Below are 22508 nucleotides of genomic sequence, written 5' to 3'. Positions count from 1 at the left end.
GCAAGCAGCTTCGCTGTGGCTGTGCTTTGATGAATACACAAATTTAACATTATGCAAAGGTCGAAAACTTTTACACATAAATGTGGACTTGACTCCCTGTACAGAGCGTTCATGCGAATGCTCCATTTTCTGCTGGCAAGCAACTTCCCGTAGTGGTCTTTCATAGATTCATTGGAAAACAACTTGATTTTTTCACGAATCAACGGATCGGAGACATTTTTTATATAGGACAAAAAAATTTGTTCGACTCCGTATAGCTCATACGTATGTCTCGGCATCAGTGATTCCGGAAAGGGGCCGCTCCCTCTTACATAATGATACCAAGCGTCTTGATGCTCCTTTATGTAGGCTGCTTTTTTCCTTTCCCGCGCTACTTCCATTGCCCGGTTCGAGAGTAAATAAATGGAAAATACAAGCAAAAAGACGGAAACCACCAGCATAAACTGAATTAAAAGATCAATCGACACATCCATCATGACCATAGCCTTTCGAACGTTCTTTTGATTTGGGCTTCAAATAATCGCAAATGAAATGGTTTCATTACATATTGATCTACTCCATGTTCATAGGCATAGATCATGTCTTCCTCCGTTTTTCTTTTTGTCATCATATAAATGATGATTTTTTTATTATTGGGCAGATTGCGAAGCGTATACAGCACTTCTAACCCATTTTTTCTTGGCAAAATATCATTCATGATCACCAAATGTGTATGACTCGACAAATATCGTTTCGATTGCAGGAAAAGATATCCATCAGAAAACGTCTCAATTTCAATCTCAAAATGTTTTAAGGACAAACCCTCCAAAGAGTTCTTTAACACATTTCGAAAAATCTCATCTTCTTCCAATATGCTAATCTTTACTGTTTCTAGGTGCTTCGCCTTATAATGATTCACATAAACAATTTGCCATTCCTTGTTGGCGTGAACCAAGGCGTTTCTTCCATGTTCAATCAAATCCTCCAATTCCACGTCACTATTGCCAATTTCAGCGATGCTGGCCAAAAAAGCCGCATCATACTGATTAAATAAGGGAATCACTTTCAGTTGTACACGAGATTGGAGACGTTCAAGAAAAGCCTCTGCCTCTTTTTCTCCACTATGGGCAAGAATGATGCACCATTCAAATGGGACGCCCAGTTTAAAAACAAGATCGGTCTGCCTGATTTCATGTTGTAAAAACAAGGTCATTTCTTGCTCCGCATACTCCAAATCCTCTGCAGCAAAAATCGACTGATCAAAAACGGAAAGGACGATGGCGGTGATCGTTGACCTCGTTCGCACAACATTGGCTTTATAAATATCAAAAAAAGATGTTATATCCAAAGAGGAACTCACATGATGAACGGCGGATGGATTCACTTTACTCTCCCTCAATTCCAAAGTTTGTTTCGTGTGGATTTCGTATATCGCTTTAACTGATAGTTTGCCCCATGGGGTATATACGATCTCATGCTGAATCATATAGAGCGCGACAGTAAAAATGCCTAAAAAGTTATTGAAACTAATTATTTCAATCCAGACACTCATATAGAGTGCGACGTAAACAAGCGCATAGGCTGTAAAGAAAACTGCATTTCAATCCACGCACTCATAGCACTCGTTTTGTATGGACTGGCCATTCAACTATAAATGGACAGAACAAACTCCTGCAATAGTGTATCACCAATCAGACAACTGTGTCGATCATTATTTTTCATGGAGAATGGCAAAAAAATCTGCCGATGCAGACATGCTTTTTTATGGAAATCGAAAAACAAGTGACAAGTTGAGGCATTGAGGCTGATGTGTCAACAGGCCTCTCCAGCCGGCAAAAAGGTGATGGCAATTTTGCGTAATTTGGCTTATTATCCGAAATGCTCTTCACTTGGCGCTTCCTATCTGTTTGGATGATCAGTCCCCTTTTTATGAGCCAGCAAGGATCTCTTTTATTATAAACGACAGTGTTATATTTCATATTGTGGAAAATAATGCTAACCGCGACAGCGACAGCGACACTTCACTGCTAACAGAGAATATGTGAAACAGATCGAAGCTTCTTTGGGAAATGAAAGAGTGGGGATAACGAAACAATGAATGCTATTCATAAATTTTGAAAACCGTTGATCGTATAGCTTCACTGTTATGATAAAAAAAGCAGCACAGACTTTTTAGCCTGCGCCGCTTAAGTGAACATGCTTTTTGATCTTTCATTCTTAGATGACTTTTACCGGGCGAAGTTTGCACTGGTCTCCATGATTCCTTCTTTTTGCTACCTGAGTAGCACGGGATTCACTTTGTCGGCCTTCTCATCTGCATGTTTCTCAATTTAAAAAAGCAGGAAAAAATTCATTTTTTCCCATACAGCTAGAATGAACTTCGTAAGCTCACATTTACCGAAACCATCATTTTCTTTTGACCAAGAAGTAGAACTTCTCAATGGCCAATTTCATTGACACCGTTGGTATTCACACATACACATATCCTCATCTATTGGAAAAAAACTCTAAAGGAAAGAGAACAACCTCCGGAATATATGTGACGGCAAATAATACGGCAATTAATAACGCGATTTGTGGAAATAAATGCCGGAACATCTTGGGCACCTTGATTTTAGCTATTGATGCTGTAACAAATAAGCAAACTCCAAGAGGTGGCGTGACCATGCCAATTGTAAGGTTAACCGCCATGATAATGCCAAAATGGATTGGGTCGACTCCTGCCGCTAAAATCATCGGCAAAAATAACGGTGTAAAAATGGAAACAGCACTAATCGTATCTATAAATGTACCCGCAATTAATAAAACGATATTGATGATGAGCAATAGCAAGATGGGATTATCCGATATACCGCCCATCATTTCTATCAATTGATTGGGTATTCTCTTGAATGAAAGAAACCAAATAAACAAAGAAGCTGTCCCGATTAGAAACACGATCGCCGCCGTTGTTTTAGCTGTATTTAATAGAATTGGCCAAAAGTCTTCCATTCTTATTTCTTTATAGACGAACATTCCGATAAGTAACGCGTAAACGACAGCAACAACACCCGATTCTGTGGGAGAAAATATACCACTGACAATCCCGCCTATGATAATAATGGGCATTAATAAAGCCAGTACAGCATCTTTTGCTCCCCTCACAATTTCTTTTACCGTTGCCCGCTGTTCACTGGAGCGATAATTCTGTTTTCTCCCGACAACATAACTATACGCCATTAAAGCAATTCCCATTAAAATACCGGGTATGACTCCGGCGACAAACAGATCCCCTATCGAAACACTGGCTATAACACCAAATAGGATTAACACAATACTCGGTGGGATAATCGGGCCAATCGTTGCCGATGTGGCCACTAAGCTTGTTGAAAAACCGATATCGTACCCTTCTTTTTTCATGGCTGGTATCATCATTCCGCCTATTGCCGCAGCCGCTGCTATCGCTGTACCGGTCAAGGCAGAGAAAAACATGCTTGCTAAAACTACAACCATTGCCAAGCCCCCAGGTAATGGGCCAACAATTGTTTTAGAGAAATCAATCAGTCTTTTAGAGATCCCGCCTTTTGTCATTAATTCCCCCGCCAAAATAAACAATGGCACAGCTACTAGGGTAAAGTTATTGACTCCGCTAAATACCCTTCTCGGAAGGTTAATGAGAAGGCTTGGGTCGGTAAATAAAATCCCGATAATTGAAACAAACCCTAATGAAAAAGCAATCGGAATGCCTATCACTATAAGGATTAACAATAAAGGTATGAGCCAAATCATTTATACACCTTCTTAATCTGATAATATAGCATGAAAAGCGCACTAATGGGAATCGCCATATAAACATAAGCTTTTTTAATAGGCACCATACCCAAAACTTGTCCTGAATCAAAATTGTCCATCACAAGCCCGAACCCAAAATACAATAGACAAACGATGACCACAATAACAACCGTAAACTCTAACGCTTTAAATACCTTCTCAATCATTTTGGGCATATTTTCAAAAATGTTCACCTGTAGATGCTCACTGTTTTTAATGGCCAAAGCGGCACCGAATAGGACACTATATACAAAACAAACCATTAAAACTTCTTGAGACCATCCCAGTGGCTGCTTGAATACATACCTGAAAACAACTTGTAAAAAAGTAATGATGACAACCGCCGACAAACAAATGGTAATGATTATTTCAAGTGCCCGGCCAAGGTAATCATCTATTTTTTTAAAAGACATCCGATAACCTCCCAGCCAACAAAGGAGATTCCGGGAAGGAATCTCCCAAAAAATCACTTTGTCTTTTCAATCTTTTCGATCAGTTCTTCCGGCACTTCTTTTACCGCCTCTCTTACCTCTTTCGTGGCATCTTTAAAGAGCTCCCGATCAGGTTCGGTAATCGTTACACTATGATCCTCTAGCTTTTTGATAATCTCGCTTTCTTGTTCTTCCAGCGTTTTTCTTATAAAATTAGTTGTTTCATCCACTGCATCTTGCAGGATTTGTCGCTGCTCTTCGTTTAAGCTTTCCCAAACACCTTGGTTGATCACAACAATTGCCGGATTATAAGTATGTGCCGTTAACGATACATATTGTTGCACTTCATAAAACTTCATTGAGTCTATAGTTGGCAACGGATTCTCTTGACCATCCACCAAGCCCTGATCCAATGCGGAGTATAATTCATTAAAATCTACAGGAGTGGGACTGGCATTCAAGGATTTCATATGAACTTCCCAAACAGGTGAAGGTTGCACTCGTATTTTCAAACTTTTCATATCTTCCGGCGTTTTTATCTCTTTTTTATTATTTGTCAGATGTCTAAAGCCTACTTCCCACCAACCTAGTCCTTTCATTTGATGTTGATCTACATATGTAAATAACTGCTCTCCTATTTCTCCATCCAATACAGAATAAACATGCTCACGGTCTTGAAATAAATAAGGGATGCCAAAAATGTTCATTTCCGGTACAGTATTCGCGAAAGAACTATCAGGGGCAACAGTTGTTATTTCAATGGAGCCATCCATTACTTGCTCAATCGCGTCCGCTTCACTGCCTAAAGTGGCGTTTCCATGTATTTCGATATGAATAGAACCTTTTGATTGTTCCTCCACCAATTCTTTAAATTTTTCTGAAGCAATATTATATTGGTGTGAATCAGACCCTACATGGGCCAGTTTCAGCGAAATGCCTTCTTTGTCGTCACTATCATTCCCACCGGTCTCATTTGTATTAGAGCATGCACTTCCCAATACGAATAACAATAATAATAAAGCAGTAATGATTACGTTTCTGATGCTCATGACTAACTCCTTTCAGCTTCTTTGCTTACCTTTATTTGTGGCGGACCTCAAACATGATGCACCCGTTAGGCGATTTCCAAGGCCCATGCGGCATACCGGGCGGCCTTGATGCCGCCATGCCTTTCGTAAATTCTTTCCTTAAAGTCAGGTCTATCACTGAACCTTCTATAATATATATATGTTCCCAATATTCGTGATATTGTATCCCGTTTGGAGAAGTATCCACCCCCGGCTCAAACTCTAATACCCTAACCAGTTCTCTTTCCGAGTCCTTTGATAAGATTCTTTCCCATAAACCTTTTACCTTTCCCTCTATTTGTTTACGTGGGAACGCTTCATAAGTTGTAAATTCAAGCTCTTGTCTACCCATTTACTTTTACATCCCTCCAAAGATCAATATAAGTCCGGCACCCGGCTTTTGAAGATAGGAACCTCCTTTCTCACTTGAACTACCTTTGATAGATTGACATCCTGTACTAAAGTCTCTTCTTGATTGTCTTGTCCTTGCTTTAAAATATCCCCCCAAGGGTCAATGATCATGGAGTTCCCAGCATAAGTAACATCATCTACATTCCCGACGGCATTACAAGAAATGACATACATTTGATTTTCTATCGCCCGGGCTATTTGTAACGCTGTCCAATGATACTTGCGTGGCGTTGGCCAGGCTGCCACCACAAACAATGCTTGTACCCCTTGTAATGCCAGAGATCTGGCTAACTCGGGAAACCTTAAATCATAACAAATAATGATCCCCATCTTGATTCCATCCAATTCAAATACCTCGACCGCCTTTTTCCCGCCCGTTACATATAAGTGTTCATGTAACATGGGGACTAAATGGATTTTACTGTATTCATAAACAACCTCTCCTTCCCTATTGAAAATGAAGCTTGTATTATAAATATTTGTCTCTACGTTATGAGGAATGGAACCGCCGATTATATTCACTTTATATTTTTTGGCAAGCTTGCTTAAAAAAGATTTCGTTGGTTCTCCATCGGGCTCTGCAAGGGCTTTCAATTGTTTGAGTTTAAATGAAGAAGTCCACATTTCCGGTAAAACAATCGTATCCGGATTTTCTTCTTTCATGACTTTTTCTAGCCAACTTTGTACTTTTAACCTGTTTTCAGCTGGTTTTCCACCAATCACTTCCATTTGGTATATGGCAATTTTCAAGTTTGAACACTCCCCAATAAATTTTTAATTGTATATTCCATTAAAATGTTACGTTTATGAATAGGATCGGTAATTGTCATTCTAAATTGTTCTCCATATTTAAACCCGCACTTTAATGGAACAGTTCCCGAGAAAAAAATCGAGTTCGCCAACGGCACGCCCTTTCTTTCGAGGAATTTCATAATATCTTCAAATGAAAGGATCGATGATATTTTGTCTTTTTGATAAGGTATCCATCGATGATTGATGTAAATATCAGAGGATAGTTCCAGCAAATCCCAATGTTGAATAACATCTTTCAAATTCCAGGCTTTTGTTGCAAAAGGCTTTTGACAAACTTGCTTTGATTTATGAATATCTGTTGCCTCCAGCTCTCGATCCGTATGATCACTGCCGACAGTTACATAAATTTCATCTGTTCTCCCGCCAAATATGATCACAATTTCCGCTTCGCCGCTTGTTTTGTCCCCGACCACTTCAATCACTTTATTTTGAGTGACATTATTTAAACTGAGTGGATAAAGTGTCGGTATCTCTATCGGTCTTGGAACACCTATTTCTTCCAACTCTTTAATATGATCCATCGTTTTCTTCTTATCTCTTCCGGCATATCCAATGGCATAAACCCGGCTAATGGCCATTTCCTTTTTCTTGCCATTTAACGCCAATGAGAATATTTTTTTATCCATGGCTGTCTCCTTCTCTTTTTTGTATACGCTTTCACACAATTTAAAAAAATCATCAATCCGTAAAATTCCTCACACTATCTACAGTAGACAATAAGTGGTTCTCCATCACTTTGATGGCAAGCTCACCGTCTTTCGATTCCAAAGCTTTTACAATATCCAAATGTTCTTGAATAACCTCGGTAATCCTGCCTTCCTTCATTAAAGCTGTATGCCCCATTAATCTGGCCATATTGTATAGTTCGGATAAAAACTGCTCTAATAGCTCCTGACCTGCAAACTGCAATATTTTCCGGTGAAATAATTGATCCAATTCTATGAACTTAATACTGTCATTACTAGCAATCACTTTCTCTTGCCGTTCAACAATTTTATATAATTGCCGCACTTCTTCTTCAGTAATGATGTCAGATAAAATTTTTATGCCTTGTACTTCAATAGATGTTCGTAAAAAAATGATTTGATCCATTTCTTTTTCTGTAATCTCTCTTACTTTGAAACCTTTTCTAGGAATGTGAACCATCAATCCTTCATTGATGAGGTCAGCAACCGCTTCTCTGACAGGAGTTCTTGAAGTATTTAAGGAATTGGCCAACATTGTTTCTGTGAATATTTCCTTATGACTCAGTTCTCTGACAAGAATCGCTTTCTTTAGTTGCTCATAAACCATCTCTTTCGTTGTTTTTCTATGTATAGGTTCCATCCCCAACCCTCGTTTAACATCCATCAAAAACGCCCCATTTTTTTATTTTTTGTCTGCGTACTCTGTATGATGTGTTATGTATACATAATACATCAATAAATATAAAATTGTCAATATATTTATTGATTTCTAATTCAATCGCTTTTTTTGCGTAAAATAAAATACAAAGCTGCGCACTTCGCATGTGTGCAGCTTTGTATTGATTGCAGACATTCATCCATGGCTATACTTGGCAGAATTCATGAGAACGGACCAAAAGGATGACCTCTTTGCAGTCTTGTCAGACAACTTCTCCCATGTCCGGCACAATCGCTCTCACAGCTACCCGCGCGTCCTTGTTTGTTCCCATTTCTTATCGCTTTAGAGTCGAGCGGCTATCATTCGGCGAAGTCTGATCCTTCGCTAAAAAATAAACGGGCCGCCCCGCATTCCGGATTTGGCTCAACTGACGAGGATTTCCTGCTACACTTCATCTTCCCGTGTACCCAAGCTCCATGGATATGTTCCTTGCCGTTTCTTCCGTTTTGATTTGAGCATATTTTTTATGTTCACCAGACAGTCTGGTGACCGGCCCGCTTACACTTAACGCGGCGACAACACTTCCCTCCCGATTATATACAGGATAGGAAATTCCTACCGTACCGACATCCTGCTCCCCATAGCTGATGGAGAAGCCATTACTGCGTATTTCCTCTAATTTTTTTAATAACTCTTCGGCATCTACCACTGTATTGTCAGTAAACCGCTCGAAGCTCATTTGCGAAATCACTTTCTCCTGCTCCTGTTTGGGCATATAGGCAAGAAGCAGTTTGGGGCCGGAACCAAGTGACAACTCGGACCTTCTCCCGACTCTTGTATATAAACGCAATGCATGGTTGCTTTCTACCTTTTCAATATAGACAGCTTCATTTCCTTCGCGAACAACCAAATGGACCGTTTCATTAATATCGGCCTGCAACTTTTTCATAAGAGGCTTTGCGACTTTGCGAAGCTCCAATTGATCTGCGACAATTCCGCCCAACTCCAACAGTTTAAGCCCTAATCTATAGCGAACATCTTGGTCCGAATGCTTGTTTTTCGTTAAAAACCCCATATATTCAAGCGAAGAAAGCAAACGGTATGCTGTTGGTTTAGGCAAGCCCGACCGTTCCGATATTTCACGTAACGACAAGTCGGTTTCACCTTCCGTAAAATAATCCAATAACTGTAATGCTTTCACAACACTCTGATTCATAGTCCCCGCTCAACCTCCCCTAAAACCCGCCTATTCGTTCTCTCACATTGATGCGTAATATGTGACGGCTTCGTTAATTTACTGACGCTGATGATCACGATACACGCGGAAGTCAATGTTGGTATCATCTGGGCAATTCCTTTTGAAAGTATGTCTGCCGCCTGTAGGATCCCGCTAACCACAATGGCAATTCCGGTTACAAACCGCCCCACCGAAAATACCATGCTCATTATCATAATAAGCCCTCCTGTACCGCCAGCCATTACATGGGCAATTCATCATTTCCATTATATAGGAAGCACGCCAAATTCCAATAGGAACAGACAAAGCCCCCAAAATGATGACAAGCAGTTTGGTTATAACGAGATTTGCCAGGGTATATGAAACCGATCTCAAAAGCGTCATCAGCTTCCTATCATGCCACATCACTTTCGCTGATCAACTATGCCGCACGGCGCATAAAAGTTAGCTCTCATTCCCGCCCGCAACCTTCGTGTTACGAGGGTTCGTTATTTTAGCGGAAAAAGCGGTTCCGGAATCAGTTATGCTGTTTACTCTTTTGCCTGATAGAGTGAATCGTGTCATTCAATGAGATTTGCTCGGGATTCGTCAGCACCTCAATCACGACGGGGCTGTCGGAGGCAAGCGCGTGTTCGATCGCTTTCGTAAATTCAACGTTTGTTTTAGCCCTAAAGGCTTTTACCCCGAGCGCTTCGCTCACTTTTGCAAAATCCACATGATTTAACTCTGTTCCGATCACCCTTTCAGGGTAGTGCATCTCCTGGTGCATCCGGATCGTTCCATACATACTGTTATTAAAGATAAGGGCAATAACCGGAACTCCGTATCGCACTGCTGTTTCAAGCTCTTGGATGGTCATCATAAATCCGCCATCCCCCGACAAGGAGACGACCACTTTATCTGGATGGGCCAATTTCGCCCCAATGGCCCCAGGCAAGCCATATCCCATTGCTCCAGATGTGGGTCCGATATAAGTGTTGGGCTTTTCAAAACAATAAAAGCTATGAAGCCATCCAGCAAAGTTCCCCGCATCATTTGTGATGATGGCATCTTTCGGAAGCTTCTCCTGCAAAGTTTGTATGACACCTCTCATCTTGATCCAATCTTCATCTTCATTCAAATCCTTCAGCATGTCTTGCTCATAATCCGACCTGCGGCTCTTCGTCCAATCTCCCCATAATGCGTCAATATTTATTGTTAGCAACTCTTTTAAAGCGGATGTGGCATCTGATACAATCCCTATCTGGGGGTTACGTACCTTTCCCAATGTGTCGTAGTCTATGTCAATATGAATTAATCTTTGCTCAGTGGTTGGAAAACGATAATCCTGAGTGGTGATTTCCGAAAGACGGGTTCCTATCGCTAAGACGACATCGGCTTCTTTCATTGTGTTTATAACGGAAGGAAATGTACTCAATCCCGCATGGCCGACATACAGTCTGTGGTTATTCGGAAAAACATCTTGGCGGCGAAATGATGCTACTACTGGAATATGAAGCTTTTCTGCAAATTCAACGAGCAACCGTTCCCCATGAGAGGCAATGACCCCGCCTCCCGCTATAATGACAGGGCGTTCTGCATCACCCAATAATCTTTCCACTTTCTCCACCTCTTCCGAAGTTGGACGCGGAGAAGGAACATCCACCGGAGGTCCGATATTCATAACCGCTTCTTCACGGAGCACATCTTCCGGAAGCGAAACGACTACAGGTCCCGGGCGTCCTGACTGGGCGATTCTGAAAGCGCGGTGTATAAGCTCTGGAGTCCTTTCGGCATCTTTAAGTTCAACTGTCCATTTAGCTATATGGCCAAAAAATTGATCTAAATCGACCTCCTGAAACCCTTCACGCCCGCGGAATTTACTATGCACTTGCCCCAGAAAAACGACCATTGGCGTAGAATCTTGGTAGGCAGTATGAATTCCAATCGCCAGATTGGCTCCGCCCACACCTCTTGTAGCCATGGCCACCCCCGGCTTTCTCGTCGCCTTCCCATAGGCATCCGCCATAAACGCCGCTCCGCCCTCATGCCTCGCGGAAATCAGTTTAATGTGTTGCGAATCGTAAATACTGTCCATCAAGGGCAAATAACTTTCTCCCGGAACACAAAATACGTGTGAAATGGTTTCTAACTCCATGCATTTCACGATGGCATCAGCCACTGACATTAACTTGGTCATCATGCATAACCCCTTTTTAGTCTATTTCCTTTCAATACAGTACAACTCTCTCATCAATGAACAAGTTCATCCGCAGTTCCTAATGGCTGCATTTGCAAACGTCCGCAGTCCATGGAATGACTCCGCTTTCAAAATATCTGTTAGCGATCTTTTGGAAACGGCTTTCCAGCTACGGCTCCTTCATAAACTTGCATTCCCTTTTCGTACTCCATCTTTTCTGACTGGCCTGTTTGATACGCCACCTTTTTTACTATTAGATTCCGAATGGACTTCTACTAATGCCGCTTATTATGTACATCTATTATTTCCTGTTATAGCAACCAAGGGGCAGCGCGGAGTCTTTAGCGCTTTAAAAATCCGGGTCCCGTCATAACTGTTTTTCTGTTCATAAAACCCAATGAAAAGACCTCCTTATGTCATGCAAACCTATAGTTTCATTTATTGAAATGATATTTCATTTTACGAGTCAAGTATAACAACTGATTGTATAAAACTCAATCATTTTTTTCTTCAAAGATTGTCTTTTACCTTTACAAAAAATTTGACCTTTGCTTCAACTTATTTATATTCAAATAATTCAAACTATTCCTCATCCTCCTCATCTTCCTTAAATATGGCAAACCCGGTGAGGGCATAAATAGCCGCAATCAGCGGAGACAATAAGGCAAAAAATGCATATGGCAAATAAGCTAATGTCGAAACACCCAAAACCCCGGAAGCAAAAATGGCCCCAGACGACCATGGAATGACAAATGTAGTAATGGTTCCGGCATCTTCTAAAGTTCTTGAGAGAACCCGTTTTGAAATGTTTAATCCTTCATAAGCCGAACGGAACATTTCACCTGGTATCATGATGGCGACATATTGGCTGGCTGATAGCATATTGGTTAAAAAACAACTGAATATGGTAGTAAGAATCAATTTGGCCTGCGTATCTACAAAAGAACCCATTTTGCCTAAAATGACAGAAATAACAACTGTTCTCTGTAAAATTTCACTGAGGCTAAACACAAGGATGACTAATGTTATGACAGTAAACATACCTGAAATACCACCACGCTGAAGAAGCTTATCGACATCTTCCACACCTGTTTGATATACAAATCCCTCCATGAAAGAGTTTAATATAACGCCGGCCCCAAAAGACGGCTGAAAAATAAAGGCCTTCAAAACCGCCGCTAATGAACCCATATTTAAGGCAATGACAGGGGAAGTTTTTTTATGATGAGAAAGATTGTGAACAGCGGAACCAATAACAACACTGGATGAATCGTAAAGTGCTCCATTAATGTTTCCGTCATGAGTTCCGTTTTTCCCGAATTGTCATCACTCCCGTACCTTAACCCCAAAAGCCAATATAAAATACAAGAGATGAATACTGCGGGCAGAGTTGTATATAACATGGAATGAATATGTTTAAAAATATTGACTCCCGCTACTCCCGAGGCCAAGTTTGTCGTATCTGAAAAAGGCGTCATTTTGTTCCCGAAGATCGCACCTGAAATGACCATCCCGGCAATCATCGGTGCTGGTATTCCCATTCCAATACCAATCCCTATAAAAGCAATTCCCAACGTTCCAATCGTTGCATAAGAACTCCCGGTAAAATACATAACGATGCAGCAAATGATAAAACCTGTAATGAAAAAATAAGAGGGACTTAATATATGCAAGCCATAATAGATAATTGCCGGTACAATGCCCGATACAACCCAAGTCCCTATAATCATCCCAACACTCATAAGAATCAAAATAATGAAAACAGAGTTTTTCGTTCCCTGTATGAGATAATCTTGAATTTCGACTAATGTGAATCCGTTAAATCTCGCTAATAAAACAATGAAAAATAGGGCGATAACAAACACGCTGACGACAGAAAATTTAAACTAGGCCAATCCCACAATCAATACTATTGCAATGATAAAGATATGAGCTAATGCATAAGCAAATGAAGTATCTCTCCCATTCTTCATGATCATACTTCCCCTCACTTTTTTATGTAAGGCCGTTCATACAGAAGAAAGTTCCAAACTTCGTATCATTGAATCTTAGCAAATCAAATACAAAAGAAAGGAGCACTGTAAAAGAGTTTTTTCTAAAGCGACAAATGCGGACCCCGTCACTCAAATCGAGTCCTCTCCTCCAGTTGAAAAGATTCTGACAGTCGCGGCATAGGGAGCGACAAAGCATAAGTGGGGTCAAGTTTGGTATGGGGATTATTTCAATCCACGCACTCATATAGGGAGCGATTGGCGGGGCTTTGGCGGACGCAAAAATTAAACTCTAAAATGAACTTTTTCTCTAAGCGTTCTTGTTATCCCCCAAAACAGAAAGCGATATAAAATTATAAAACCAACAAACAAATAAATAAATTCGAAAATAGAAAAAGGCTCATAATCTATGAAATAAGAATTAGCATATACCAAAATCAAAGATGAGAGCTCTGTTAAAGAATCTTTTAATCCATTTTTCTTATATAAACTTCTTAACGATTCTAAATTCAAAAAGTCATGAAGCTTCCCACTGCACCAACCTTTCATAAAGCCAAAAGCTAACAAATAAATTCCTAAAGCAGGTCCAAAAGACAGATCTATAAGTCGTGTCACCAAGCAATAAATGATGGTGAATAAAAATAAATACACGTTAAATGCCCCCTTTATTTACTAGCAGTTTGTTCAAAAATGTAGAAACACCTAAAAAAGAAAAAACGCCTTATAATAGACGGATAAGTGATACCTTGTACAAATCCGTTACAAAAGGATAGCTCTACGGAAAGCATACACTATTTACGCCACTTGGTATACGAAATCCCTTTTGGGAGAAGCTTTTTTTACAACATGTTTCTATATGCCCTGCTGCAAGAATACCAGGGAATAAAGGCAATAAGCGATGATGCTCATGAAAATCTTCGTAAACAATGAGTACCGAGCCATATTCCAGAAAAAACAGTCTCGTTCATGCCAATTGTCTTTTGTACATCTGGCAATCACTTACACAGTATTCGCATGCTGGACTTTCCTTTGCAGAAAATGATACATGCAGAGTCCCCATTCAATAGAGTCATATCCTTTATTACTAAATGACATTTTTGATGGCAAGTCTATAGTATCGAATCTTAAAAACATTAAAAAGGTGAGTGTGCACCTGCATTACTCACCTTAGTGTTCTTATGCTTTGGAAATAATCATGGAATATTCACATTATAAGTCAAACTCAATCCAGGAATATTCCTGCCTAGCCAAACTTTTCTTATATTTTTTTCAACTGCACGTTTTACAGCAGCTGCTGTACCAGCAGTAATAAGACCTGGTACACCAGCAGTAATGGGATTAACAGCAAACTTTTTAGCATACCACCCTGCCGCAAAAGCACCGGCAGCCCATCCAATCATCTTACAAACTTTAGGACCTAAGTTAATGGATATACCAACAAATCCATAAGGTTGAACTTTTGAAGTTTGTTCAGGTTGTAATTCATCAACCGCCAGTCACATTAGATGAGCATCTTCCTCTGACACTCCTAACTCATTAACTAACGTATCACGATCAGCCGCAAATGTAAGGTTCCCATCTTCTAATTGTTTAACGCATAATCATATACGGCTTTTCCGATCTCTCCCAACACATCCAATGCGGTTTTTGAAGAAACATTTTCTGATAAAACGGATATAATCATTGTCCGTTGTCCCGTATATAAAATACCGGCATCATGTTGGCGGTTCAGATCCCATCCGGTCTTATGAGCCAGTTCCCACTTCGGAATATCTCCGGCGATTTTCCCGGATGGACTTGGAAGCTGTGATGGAAGACCATTTCTATATTGCTGCCATTTCATGATTTGAATCATTTGTTCACATGCATGCCGGGATACAAGTTGACCCGCGGCCATTTTTCTCAACATGAAAGACACATCAGCCGCCGTAACGATATTTTGCAAATGCTCACGTGCTGGATAGACCATCAGCTTCCGTTGAAAGTGGCTGTTTTTCATCCCCGCTTCCAATAAAGTTTGCTGTATCGCTTCCATTCCGACCAGATCAATGAGCATGTTTGTAGCTGTGTTATCGCTTTGAACGATCATAAGAACCAATAAATCATATATGGATAACTCAATGCCGGGTGTTACGTATTGCAAAGCACCCGCACCACCGACCTGATCCCCTTGATTCATGCTTACACAGTCGCTTAATCGCAGTTGCCGATTTTCCGCGGCGGAAAAAACGGCTGCCATTATCGGAATCTTAATAATACTTTCAGCAGGGAATGGTGTATGTGCCTCATATCCCCAACTGATATCGTTCTGTATATCTTCTATCATGATCCCCCAATCTCCGCCCGCTTGCTCCATGAGTTTTTTAACTCGTATTTCCACAGTTTTCATTTACCAGTCTCCTAATGATGGTTATGTGTTGATGGTATCAGATGATCTCTTCGAATGATTCGTCCTGCTGTTTCTCCCATGTATTTTCCATCTGATACAGTCCATTTTCCATTGACGAAAACGTGACGAATGCCTGATGGCAACTGATGTGGATTTTCAAATGTGGCACAATCCATCACTGTGGCCGGATCAAAAACAACGAGATCACCCCAGTACCCTTCTCGAATCATTCCTCTATCTTTTAAGCGCAGTAATTGGGCAGGCGCACTGGTCATCTTCCGAATAGCTTCCGGAATGGAGAAGATTTTTTCTTCCCGGCCATACTTGCCCAATACGCGTGCAAATGACCCATATAGTCTCGGATGCGGCTTTCCGCCGAACACACCGTCTGATCCGACCATCTGCAACGGATTTTTCATCACTTTCGTTACGTCTTCTTCAACGCCCCAGTGAATGATCATCGTAGCCGCAGCTTCCTCTGAGATCAGCAAATCCATTGCGGCGTCTGCTGGGTCCTTCTGCTGTATCTCTCCTATTTCTTGTAAGCTCTTGCCCTCAAATTTCTTGTTTTCATCCAAAACGACAGAGGCGATGACAATATGATCCCATCCATTATTTCTGACCGGATTATCGTACTCTCCGTTATGGAGCATTTCTTCCTTGATTTTTTCACGTAGATGCGGTTCCCTTAACCTGTTTAAGATGGCCTTTGTACCGTCCGCTTGCGCCCAAGGAGGTAAAATAGCCTGAAGCATCGTGGAAGCAGCCGTATATGGATATTGGTCAAACGTCACTTCGATTCCTTCCTGCCGTGCTTCTTCTAATTTGCGCAAAGCCTTTTCGAGCTTATCTCTATTGATTTTCCCGCAAACTTTAAAGTGGGAAATATGCAAGCGAATACCCGATATTCTCGCAGCCTCTATCACTTCATCAAGCGCTTCTAAAGACAAATTGCTTTCATTTCGAATATGAACAACAAAGCAGCCATCATACTTTGCGGCTCCCTTGCATATTTCAACCAGTTCCTCCAAGTTTGCATAGGCACAAGGAGGATATTGGATTCCCGAAGATATTCCAAAAGCGCCCTGACGCATTCCCGCTTCCACCCACTCACGCATTTCCCGGCACTCTTCTTTTGTTGCCTGGCGACCTTCAAATCCCATCACAAGCGTCCGAATATTGCCGTGCGGAATTAAATAAGCCGCGTTGCCAATCATATCGGCCGTCTCCAAAAAGGACAGATACTCTTCGATCGTTTCCCACGGCCAGTCCCCGATATCTCCGTTTAGACCTTTTAACTGTTTCTGCCATTCCTGCTTTGTATGTTTCGATACAGGAGCAACAGATATGCCGTCTTGCCCAAATAATTCCGTTGTGATTCCTTGAAGCACCCTTATTTTATGGATCTCCGGATTGGTGCATAACAAATCGGAATGCACGTGCGGATCGATAAAGCCGGGAGAAACGATGCAGCCTGAAACATCAACTTCTATTTCCGCTTGTTCAAAGACGAGTTTAGCCAATCTGACGATTTTTCCTGAACGGATGCCCACATCCAGTTTTGTCCAAGGATTTCCGGTCCCATCACATACCATCCCATTGCGGATAATCACATCATACATAGTTGGTGTCACCTTCCCATCATTCCTATCATCCTTAATCCTGCCTGAAGATATCCGATTTCCCGCCGCCAGATCAGATCTGGCGGAAACATCACTCTCGTCAAATACAAAGGGGGGGTATCGCGCTTTTCGCTCCCCAATAATAAGTGACAAGAGATATCAAAGCTACAATAATTTGATCCCATGGAGCCGCAATCCAGCCATTGCCGCCAAAAGTACCGGCCCAACTCAGTATGATCATGATGACATTATAAAAAACGAGCCATCATGCGGCAGGCATTTGTATCCTCAAGAGAGAACCCGGCTTTTTCTTTCCTTTCCATATAGCGATATATGCCACACTCCAATAATTAATAAGGAAAAAGACGATTAACAAAAATAACTGGTAAACCATCCAACCGCAGTTGGATTTTGGGAACCAAGAGACGGCCACCACACGTACAAAGGGATTGACAAGTTTTTATATCCATTATTGGCTATTTGTGTGCATACTTCAACCTTCATTAATCCAGTATGTTTTGCTCATATGGAAGCCTTGAATATTCAGCAAAAAAAAGCCTGCCCCCTGTAAGGACAAGCTCATATGTTCCAATTACTTTTTAAACAACCTCGGCAACAATTCCTTCGGCACCACAATCCTCACTGTTACGAGCGGGTTTACGATCTGGCTGATCCGCACGTCACAGAGCATGCTCAGAAGCCTGTATGCTTCCTGGAATTCGAGCGACAGCTCTTGTTGCAAATGCCCGACAACGTGTTTCGATCCCTTGCGAATCGCTTCGTCCAACGTTTTTGCCGAGGCTAAAAACATGAAGGAATCCGCGGTTTCAACGACAGGCGCTTCAAGTGTCCCGCCTTTTACCGCTCGTACCGTTAATGTCGTCCTGCCGCCAATTTCAACACCGGTTCCATCCAATTCTCCATCTCCCATGGAGGCGTGAAGATCACCCAGGGCAAATAAAGCGCCATCTTGGAACACCGGAAAATACAATTTGCTTCCTATCGTAATATCTTTCGTATCCAAGTTACCGCCATGATCTCCGGGTGAAGCACAATGGACACTTCCGGAGGCTGGAGCCACTCCGATAACCCCAATCATGGGCCGCACGGGAAAAATAAAGTCTTCCTTAAAACAAATTCGCCCTTCTTTTACCGGCAAGATTTTGGTCGTCGGCTCCTCAATATGGTCACCCAAAACGCCCAAACCTTTGGATGTGACCATTATCCCACGGGGATCAAGCTCGATTTCCTCGATGTCAATTTGAAGCACGTCCCCCTTTTCCACGCCATTGACGTAGATTGGACCAGTCGCCTGATTCATCGTTTCCAAGTTAATATCCGGACGAAGCACAGTTTCACTGTCTATTTGGCCCCCATAACAATCATGGGTTTCAACGGTGATCGTCTCCTGAAGACGGACGTCTGTAATCGGCTCCATATTTGCAGAGAAATGAGTGATCGTTCTATTTTTGCTTATAAACCTCATATCCCGTTCCTACCAGCCTTTCGGAAGAACGTTAAAAATACCCAATAGCGTATAAATACCGGCACCGGTATATAAAGCAATGATCAAGGTTTGAATAGCAGGATGCGCAAGCTTACCGCATGTCCACTCCGGTTCCTTTTCCTGTATTTTCCTGGATTTATTCAACATCATGACTGGCACAATGGCCATGATGATTCCGGCAAAAGCGCCTGCAATAGACAAGGCATCTACAAACCCGACAAAACCGCTATAGGCCAAAATGAACGGTGGAACAGCAACAACCGCCAATACAATGGCACGATACTTCTTATTCGTTTCCGATGGAACTTTGAAACGGTCGATAATGTTTGTAAAATAACTTTGTCCCAACGCCCAGAAAGACGTCATCATCGCCATTAAAGCAAAGCCGTTCGCTGTAAAAAATGCCCAGTCTCCCAGCATTTCCGCCCAGGCGATCGTAACAACCTCTGTTACTTTATCAGGACCTGTCAAACCAAGCGCCGCCATTGGCACGAGCGTCAATAAAATACCTGTGATCGCCATACCGATGACAATGGCGCGCGGCAAGTTTTTAATCGTTTCTTTATCATAGCCGCGTGACAACTCAGGCACAATGTATTGCGCCAAAAAGGCAAATACGGTCAAACTGAAAACAGGGATGGCAAATTTTGGATTGGTATAAATAAGATATTCCGCTTTCAATCCCGGGCCAAAGACCGATGCCAAAATTAAAATAAGAACTAACACAAGCATCCCGAAGGTTATTACTTTTTCCGCAACCCCCGCAGCTTTTAACCCCAACCAAATAACACCGACAGCCGGAATAAAAAAGAGAAAGCTTCCCAATACATTCGGTATACCGAAAACTTCAGCCATTATTTGGCCGCTTCCAGCCGTATAAGCAATCAATGCTCCAAGCGAGTTGACGGCTACAGATAAAAAGATCAGCCAAGATCCCAGGTTCCCGACATATTTTTCCGCTAAACCACTTAGCTGCAAGTTTTTCTTTGTCCGAAGCGTCGTCTCCGCAACATAAAGCATTGATATTGTTGTAAGAATACCCGCCACAATCACCCAGAAAACGAGCACGGGCCATCCAGCATTTTTCGCACCGTACGCTAAACTCAAAATGCCCGCACCAATATTGGCACCGACAATTAATGCAATCCCTTCCAACAGGGTCAATTTCGTCCGGACAAGTGCGGACTTCCCATTACTATTTGACTCAGACAATAAAACCTCTCCTTTGCTTCTAAAAAAATTCTATGATGTCAATTTGTCTTTAAAAAAAGATACAAAGAACATTATATCAAAACAAAAAAAATGAGACCGATTACATTGAAAGGAATTTTTTTTCGTTTTTTTCCAACTCTCCCAAAACCCTTTCATATCAATAGTTTTATCATTTCCAACTGTATATAAAAAATGAATTCAAAAATTTTTCATCAATACATTTTCGCCTTTTCGCCAAAAATTTGGATCCTATTTTCCACAATTTCACAATTCGGTCATATTTTTTAAAAGTAGACCGTTTAGTCCATCCTCCTTTTTAGCCACTACACAAAAACACCTCAAATTTAGCCTTAAACATTGGATACAGTTCGAAGAAGGAGAGGACGGTTATACGCGGACAGAAAAGATGATATAAAGTGAAACTTCATTCAGTAGGCGTTTTCTTCCATCTCCTACTGAATGTTAGTTGAACGAATCGAGGTGCCGCTTTCTCCCACTTTCAACTCAGGTCTTGAAGTGGTGTATATGGCACCTTACATGCGGGATAAAGTGAAACTTCATTCAGTAGGGCTCCTACTGAATGTTAGTTGAACCAATCGGGCATGTAGGTGCCGTTTTCTCACACTTAGACCTTTTGTATTCACTCAAGATGTTGAAGTGGGAGTCTTACGGCACCTTACATGCCGGATAATTGGAATAATGAACACAATCGAAATGTCAGACGTGGGCGGAAGCGCTTCTACGGCGGAAGAATATTCATAACTACAGTCATTTATAAAATAGAAATGAGAAGAGAGAGTTTCAAAGCACGTTATTGCACAGCATACAGCGAAAGAAGATTTGCTGGAAAAATTTATAACAATTTCATATTTTAAAGAAAACAGAGGGCTTATTTGTTCAGGTCGTAAACAACTCTTCCAGGCCGGGGTTTTTATGGTGACATTTATTTGCACGCAACTCCAATCTTTCTTGTTTCTCATGAAAAATGGGATGTTCATATGTATTTTTTTGTCGTATCTACATTATGGGGGCAGGAATCCATTTTCATTCATGGGTTGAGAGCGAAAGATCATGAACGTTTTTTTATGTGCAAATTGTGTGTCCCTAACATTTAGAATAGAGCCAACAGAAAAAACCCGGGACTATCAATCCGGAGCAAATGTAAAAACCCCAGATTCAATCTGGGGAAGGTATCCTTAATAGCCACTTCTATGAATCCACTTCACACCAATCCACAATCGTAGCCGCTATAATCTTAGCAGCTTCAAATATTTTTTCAATGTCAATCGCTTCATTTGGATAATGGGCAAGACCGGTCGTTCCGGGCCCAAACACAACGGTTGGCGTATCGCCCACTTGTGATAACAAGCCGCCGTCTGTCCCCCAAGGCGCCGCTTCGATCACAGGGTCTTCGTTCGTTATGGCTTTAAAGTTGCTGATCAAAGAATTCATGAGCGGGTGATCCGTGGCAATCTCTCCCGGCACCCACCGTGCCCCGAACCATTCAATTTCCACGGGATGATCTTGAAACCATTCATCCTTCTCAGACAGCTTCTTCATCCATTGCTCCATTTCCGCTTGAACCTGTTCCATCGTTTCATGGGGAGCAATGCCAATTCGTCCCTCCAATTGCACAATGTCCGGAACAGAAGAAGGCCAGTCCCCACCTTTTATGACTCCCATATTAATGGGAACAGGAATCGGGATATTGTTGTACAACGGATCGGTGATACGGTCGTTTCTGACTTTTTCCAATTCCTTTATATGTTCCGTCACGATGAATGTTTTATCAATCGCGCTAACGCCATGATATCTTGTGCCGCCATGGGCCGTTCTCCCCGTGATGATCAGGCGAAACCATTTGGAACCTTGCTGCTTAGGAAAAATTTTCATGTTGGTCGGCTCAGGAATAATGGCAGCATCTGCTTTATAGCCTTTCAAAATCGCGTCTAACGTTCCCGCGCCGCCGCTTTCTTCCTCCACGACACTCTGAAAAATGACGTCACCTTTCAAACGGATATCCAAAGATGTAACCGCATCCAGCGCAATCATCAATGATGCGTTGCCGCCCTTCATATCCGTGGCACCGCGACCATAGATTTTTCCGTCGACAATTTTGCCGCTGTACGGATCGTCGTCCCATTGTTCATGATCCCCTTCAGGGACAACATCCACATGGCCATTTAAAATAATGGATTTCCCGCCGCCCGTTCCTTTTAAAACACCCACCACATTGGGGCTGTTTTCAAATGTTTCCCGGTTTGAATAAAAATAAGGATGTTGTTTCAATCTGTCCCCATCCAACTCCCAAACGTCGACATCCAAATCAAGGCTGTTCAGAAAAAGGGCCACATTGTCTTGCACTTCCTTTTCATTCCCCTGCGTGCTCGCCAATTGAACTAATTTTTGTAAAAATTTAATATGGGCCTCTCTGTTTTCGTCGATCCATTGATTGATACGATGTTTCATCTCCATGATTTCCTCCCTAGAAAAAATCCTGTATAACTCAATGTTAA

18 protein-coding genes and 2 pseudogenes are annotated in these 22508 nt (G+C 41.7%); all 20 read right to left on the bottom strand.

Annotated features, from left to right (window positions below; all coding sequences use genetic code 11):
• Positions 1–476 (bottom strand): annotated as a pseudogene (locus tag JOC94_RS09645) (hypothetical protein); the annotation flags it as partial.
• Positions 473–1531, bottom strand: coding sequence for a response regulator (locus JOC94_RS09640; protein ID WP_205179232.1), 1059 nt, complete (start codon positions 1529–1531; stop codon positions 473–475). The pseudogene JOC94_RS09645 and the gene JOC94_RS09640, both read right to left, overlap by 4 nt.
• A gap of 935 nt (positions 1532–2466) precedes the next feature.
• Positions 2467–3747 carry a TRAP transporter large permease gene (locus tag JOC94_RS09635; protein ID WP_205179230.1) on the bottom strand — a complete coding sequence of 427 codons (1281 nt, stop codon included), beginning with the start codon at positions 3745–3747 and terminating at the stop codon, positions 2467–2469.
• Positions 3744–4202: a TRAP transporter small permease gene (locus tag JOC94_RS09630; RefSeq protein WP_077111492.1), complete on the bottom strand. Its 459-nt coding sequence runs from the start codon at positions 4200–4202 to the stop codon at positions 3744–3746. The genes JOC94_RS09635 and JOC94_RS09630 overlap by 4 nt, the downstream gene beginning before the upstream one ends.
• A 53-nt stretch (positions 4203–4255) precedes the next feature.
• Positions 4256–5269: a DctP family TRAP transporter solute-binding subunit gene (locus JOC94_RS09625; protein ID WP_205179228.1), complete on the bottom strand. Its 1014-nt coding sequence runs from the start codon at positions 5267–5269 to the stop codon at positions 4256–4258.
• Positions 5270–5300: 31 nt separating this feature from the next.
• Positions 5301–5639 (bottom strand): cupin domain-containing protein, encoded by a 339-nt coding sequence (locus tag JOC94_RS09620; protein WP_205179227.1) that lies wholly within the window; start codon positions 5637–5639, stop codon positions 5301–5303.
• 23 nt (positions 5640–5662) lie between these two features.
• Positions 5663–6448 (bottom strand): carbon-nitrogen family hydrolase, encoded by a 786-nt coding sequence (locus JOC94_RS09615; protein WP_205179226.1) that lies wholly within the window; start codon positions 6446–6448, stop codon positions 5663–5665.
• Positions 6445–7137 carry a DUF2848 family protein gene (locus JOC94_RS09610; RefSeq protein ID WP_205179225.1) on the bottom strand — a complete coding sequence of 231 codons (693 nt, stop codon included), beginning with the start codon at positions 7135–7137 and terminating at the stop codon, positions 6445–6447. The genes JOC94_RS09615 and JOC94_RS09610 overlap by 4 nt, the downstream gene beginning before the upstream one ends.
• Positions 7138–7189: 52 nt before the next feature.
• Positions 7190–7861 carry a GntR family transcriptional regulator gene (locus JOC94_RS09605; RefSeq protein WP_236017048.1) on the bottom strand — a complete coding sequence of 224 codons (672 nt, stop codon included), beginning with the start codon at positions 7859–7861 and terminating at the stop codon, positions 7190–7192.
• 445 nt (positions 7862–8306) lie between these two features.
• Complete coding sequence (locus JOC94_RS09600) at positions 8307–9071, bottom strand: IclR family transcriptional regulator (RefSeq protein WP_205179224.1); 765 nt, start codon at positions 9069–9071, stop codon at positions 8307–8309.
• On the bottom strand, positions 9068–9307 hold the full coding sequence (locus tag JOC94_RS09595) for a hypothetical protein (protein WP_205179223.1): 240 nt from the start codon (positions 9305–9307) through the stop codon (positions 9068–9070). The genes JOC94_RS09600 and JOC94_RS09595 overlap by 4 nt, the downstream gene beginning before the upstream one ends.
• Before the next feature lie 302 nt (positions 9308–9609).
• Positions 9610–11271 (bottom strand): thiamine pyrophosphate-dependent enzyme, encoded by a 1662-nt coding sequence (locus JOC94_RS09590; protein WP_236017050.1) that lies wholly within the window; start codon positions 11269–11271, stop codon positions 9610–9612.
• Between the two features lie 582 nt (positions 11272–11853).
• A pseudogene (nhaC, locus tag JOC94_RS23370) lies at positions 11854–13136 on the bottom strand (Na+/H+ antiporter NhaC).
• Positions 13137–13547: 411 nt separating this feature from the next.
• The gene (locus JOC94_RS09575) at positions 13548–13913 is read right to left on the bottom strand and encodes a hypothetical protein (RefSeq protein ID WP_077111499.1); all 366 of its coding nucleotides are present in this window, start codon (positions 13911–13913) and stop codon (positions 13548–13550) included.
• Positions 13914–14455: 542 nt separating this feature from the next.
• Positions 14456–14662, bottom strand: coding sequence for a hypothetical protein (locus JOC94_RS09570; protein ID WP_077111500.1), 207 nt, complete (start codon positions 14660–14662; stop codon positions 14456–14458).
• A 182-nt stretch (positions 14663–14844) separates the two neighbouring features.
• Complete coding sequence (locus JOC94_RS09565; RefSeq protein ID WP_077111501.1) at positions 14845–15651, bottom strand: serine hydrolase; 807 nt, start codon at positions 15649–15651, stop codon at positions 14845–14847.
• 11 nt (positions 15652–15662) lie between these two features.
• A complete protein-coding gene (locus tag JOC94_RS09560; protein ID WP_077111502.1) occupies positions 15663–17273 on the bottom strand; it encodes an N-acyl-D-amino-acid deacylase family protein in 1611 nt (536 codons plus the stop codon).
• A 592-nt stretch (positions 17274–17865) separates the two neighbouring features.
• Positions 17866–18759: an acetamidase/formamidase family protein gene (locus tag JOC94_RS09555; RefSeq protein WP_077111503.1), complete on the bottom strand. Its 894-nt coding sequence runs from the start codon at positions 18757–18759 to the stop codon at positions 17866–17868.
• A 9-nt stretch (positions 18760–18768) separates the two neighbouring features.
• Entirely contained in the window at positions 18769–19992 is a 1224-nt protein-coding gene (locus tag JOC94_RS09550) for an aromatic amino acid transport family protein (protein WP_077111504.1), read from the bottom strand.
• 1209 nt (positions 19993–21201) lie between these two features.
• Positions 21202–22467 (bottom strand): peptidase, encoded by a 1266-nt coding sequence (locus JOC94_RS09545; RefSeq protein ID WP_077112994.1) that lies wholly within the window; start codon positions 22465–22467, stop codon positions 21202–21204.
• Positions 22468–22508: the final 41 nt, after the last annotated feature.

The organism is Siminovitchia thermophila (assembly GCF_016909185.1).
GTDB classification, from domain to species: Bacteria; Bacillota; Bacilli; order Bacillales; family Bacillaceae_C; genus Siminovitchia; species Siminovitchia thermophila.
Note: the sequence above shows the minus strand (reverse complement) of the source record. Positions and strands in the feature narration are given on the sequence as shown.

What these genes read in the sequence shown, in the direction of transcription:
- JOC94_RS09640 (WP_205179232.1), bottom strand. Translation starts at nt 1,531, where the DNA reads ATGAGTGTCTGGATTGAAATAATTAGTTTCAATAACTTTTTAGGCATT.
- JOC94_RS09560 (WP_077111502.1), bottom strand. Translation starts at nt 17,273, where the DNA reads ATGTATGATGTGATTATCCGCAATGGGATGGTATGTGATGGGACCGGA.
- JOC94_RS09620 (WP_205179227.1), bottom strand. Translation starts at nt 5,639, where the DNA reads ATGGGTAGACAAGAGCTTGAATTTACAACTTATGAAGCGTTCCCACGT.
- JOC94_RS09590 (WP_236017050.1), bottom strand. Translation starts at nt 11,271, where the DNA reads ATGACCAAGTTAATGTCAGTGGCTGATGCCATCGTGAAATGCATGGAG.
- JOC94_RS09635 (WP_205179230.1), bottom strand. Translation starts at nt 3,747, where the DNA reads ATGATTTGGCTCATACCTTTATTGTTAATCCTTATAGTGATAGGCATT.
- JOC94_RS09545 (WP_077112994.1), bottom strand. Translation starts at nt 22,467, where the DNA reads ATGGAGATGAAACATCGTATCAATCAATGGATCGACGAAAACAGAGAG.
- JOC94_RS09610 (WP_205179225.1), bottom strand. Translation starts at nt 7,137, where the DNA reads ATGGATAAAAAAATATTCTCATTGGCGTTAAATGGCAAGAAAAAGGAA.
- JOC94_RS09625 (WP_205179228.1), bottom strand. Translation starts at nt 5,269, where the DNA reads ATGAGCATCAGAAACGTAATCATTACTGCTTTATTATTATTGTTATTC.
- JOC94_RS09555 (WP_077111503.1), bottom strand. Translation starts at nt 18,759, where the DNA reads ATGAGGTTTATAAGCAAAAATAGAACGATCACTCATTTCTCTGCAAAT.
- JOC94_RS09595 (WP_205179223.1), bottom strand. Translation starts at nt 9,307, where the DNA reads ATGATAATGAGCATGGTATTTTCGGTGGGGCGGTTTGTAACCGGAATT.
- JOC94_RS09600 (WP_205179224.1), bottom strand. Translation starts at nt 9,071, where the DNA reads ATGAATCAGAGTGTTGTGAAAGCATTACAGTTATTGGATTATTTTACG.
- JOC94_RS09570 (WP_077111500.1), bottom strand. Translation starts at nt 14,662, where the DNA reads ATGATTGGATGGGCTGCCGGTGCTTTTGCGGCAGGGTGGTATGCTAAA.
- JOC94_RS09630 (WP_077111492.1), bottom strand. Translation starts at nt 4,202, where the DNA reads ATGTCTTTTAAAAAAATAGATGATTACCTTGGCCGGGCACTTGAAATA.
- JOC94_RS09605 (WP_236017048.1), bottom strand. Translation starts at nt 7,861, where the DNA reads ATGGATGTTAAACGAGGGTTGGGGATGGAACCTATACATAGAAAAACA.
- JOC94_RS09565 (WP_077111501.1), bottom strand. Translation starts at nt 15,651, where the DNA reads ATGAAAACTGTGGAAATACGAGTTAAAAAACTCATGGAGCAAGCGGGC.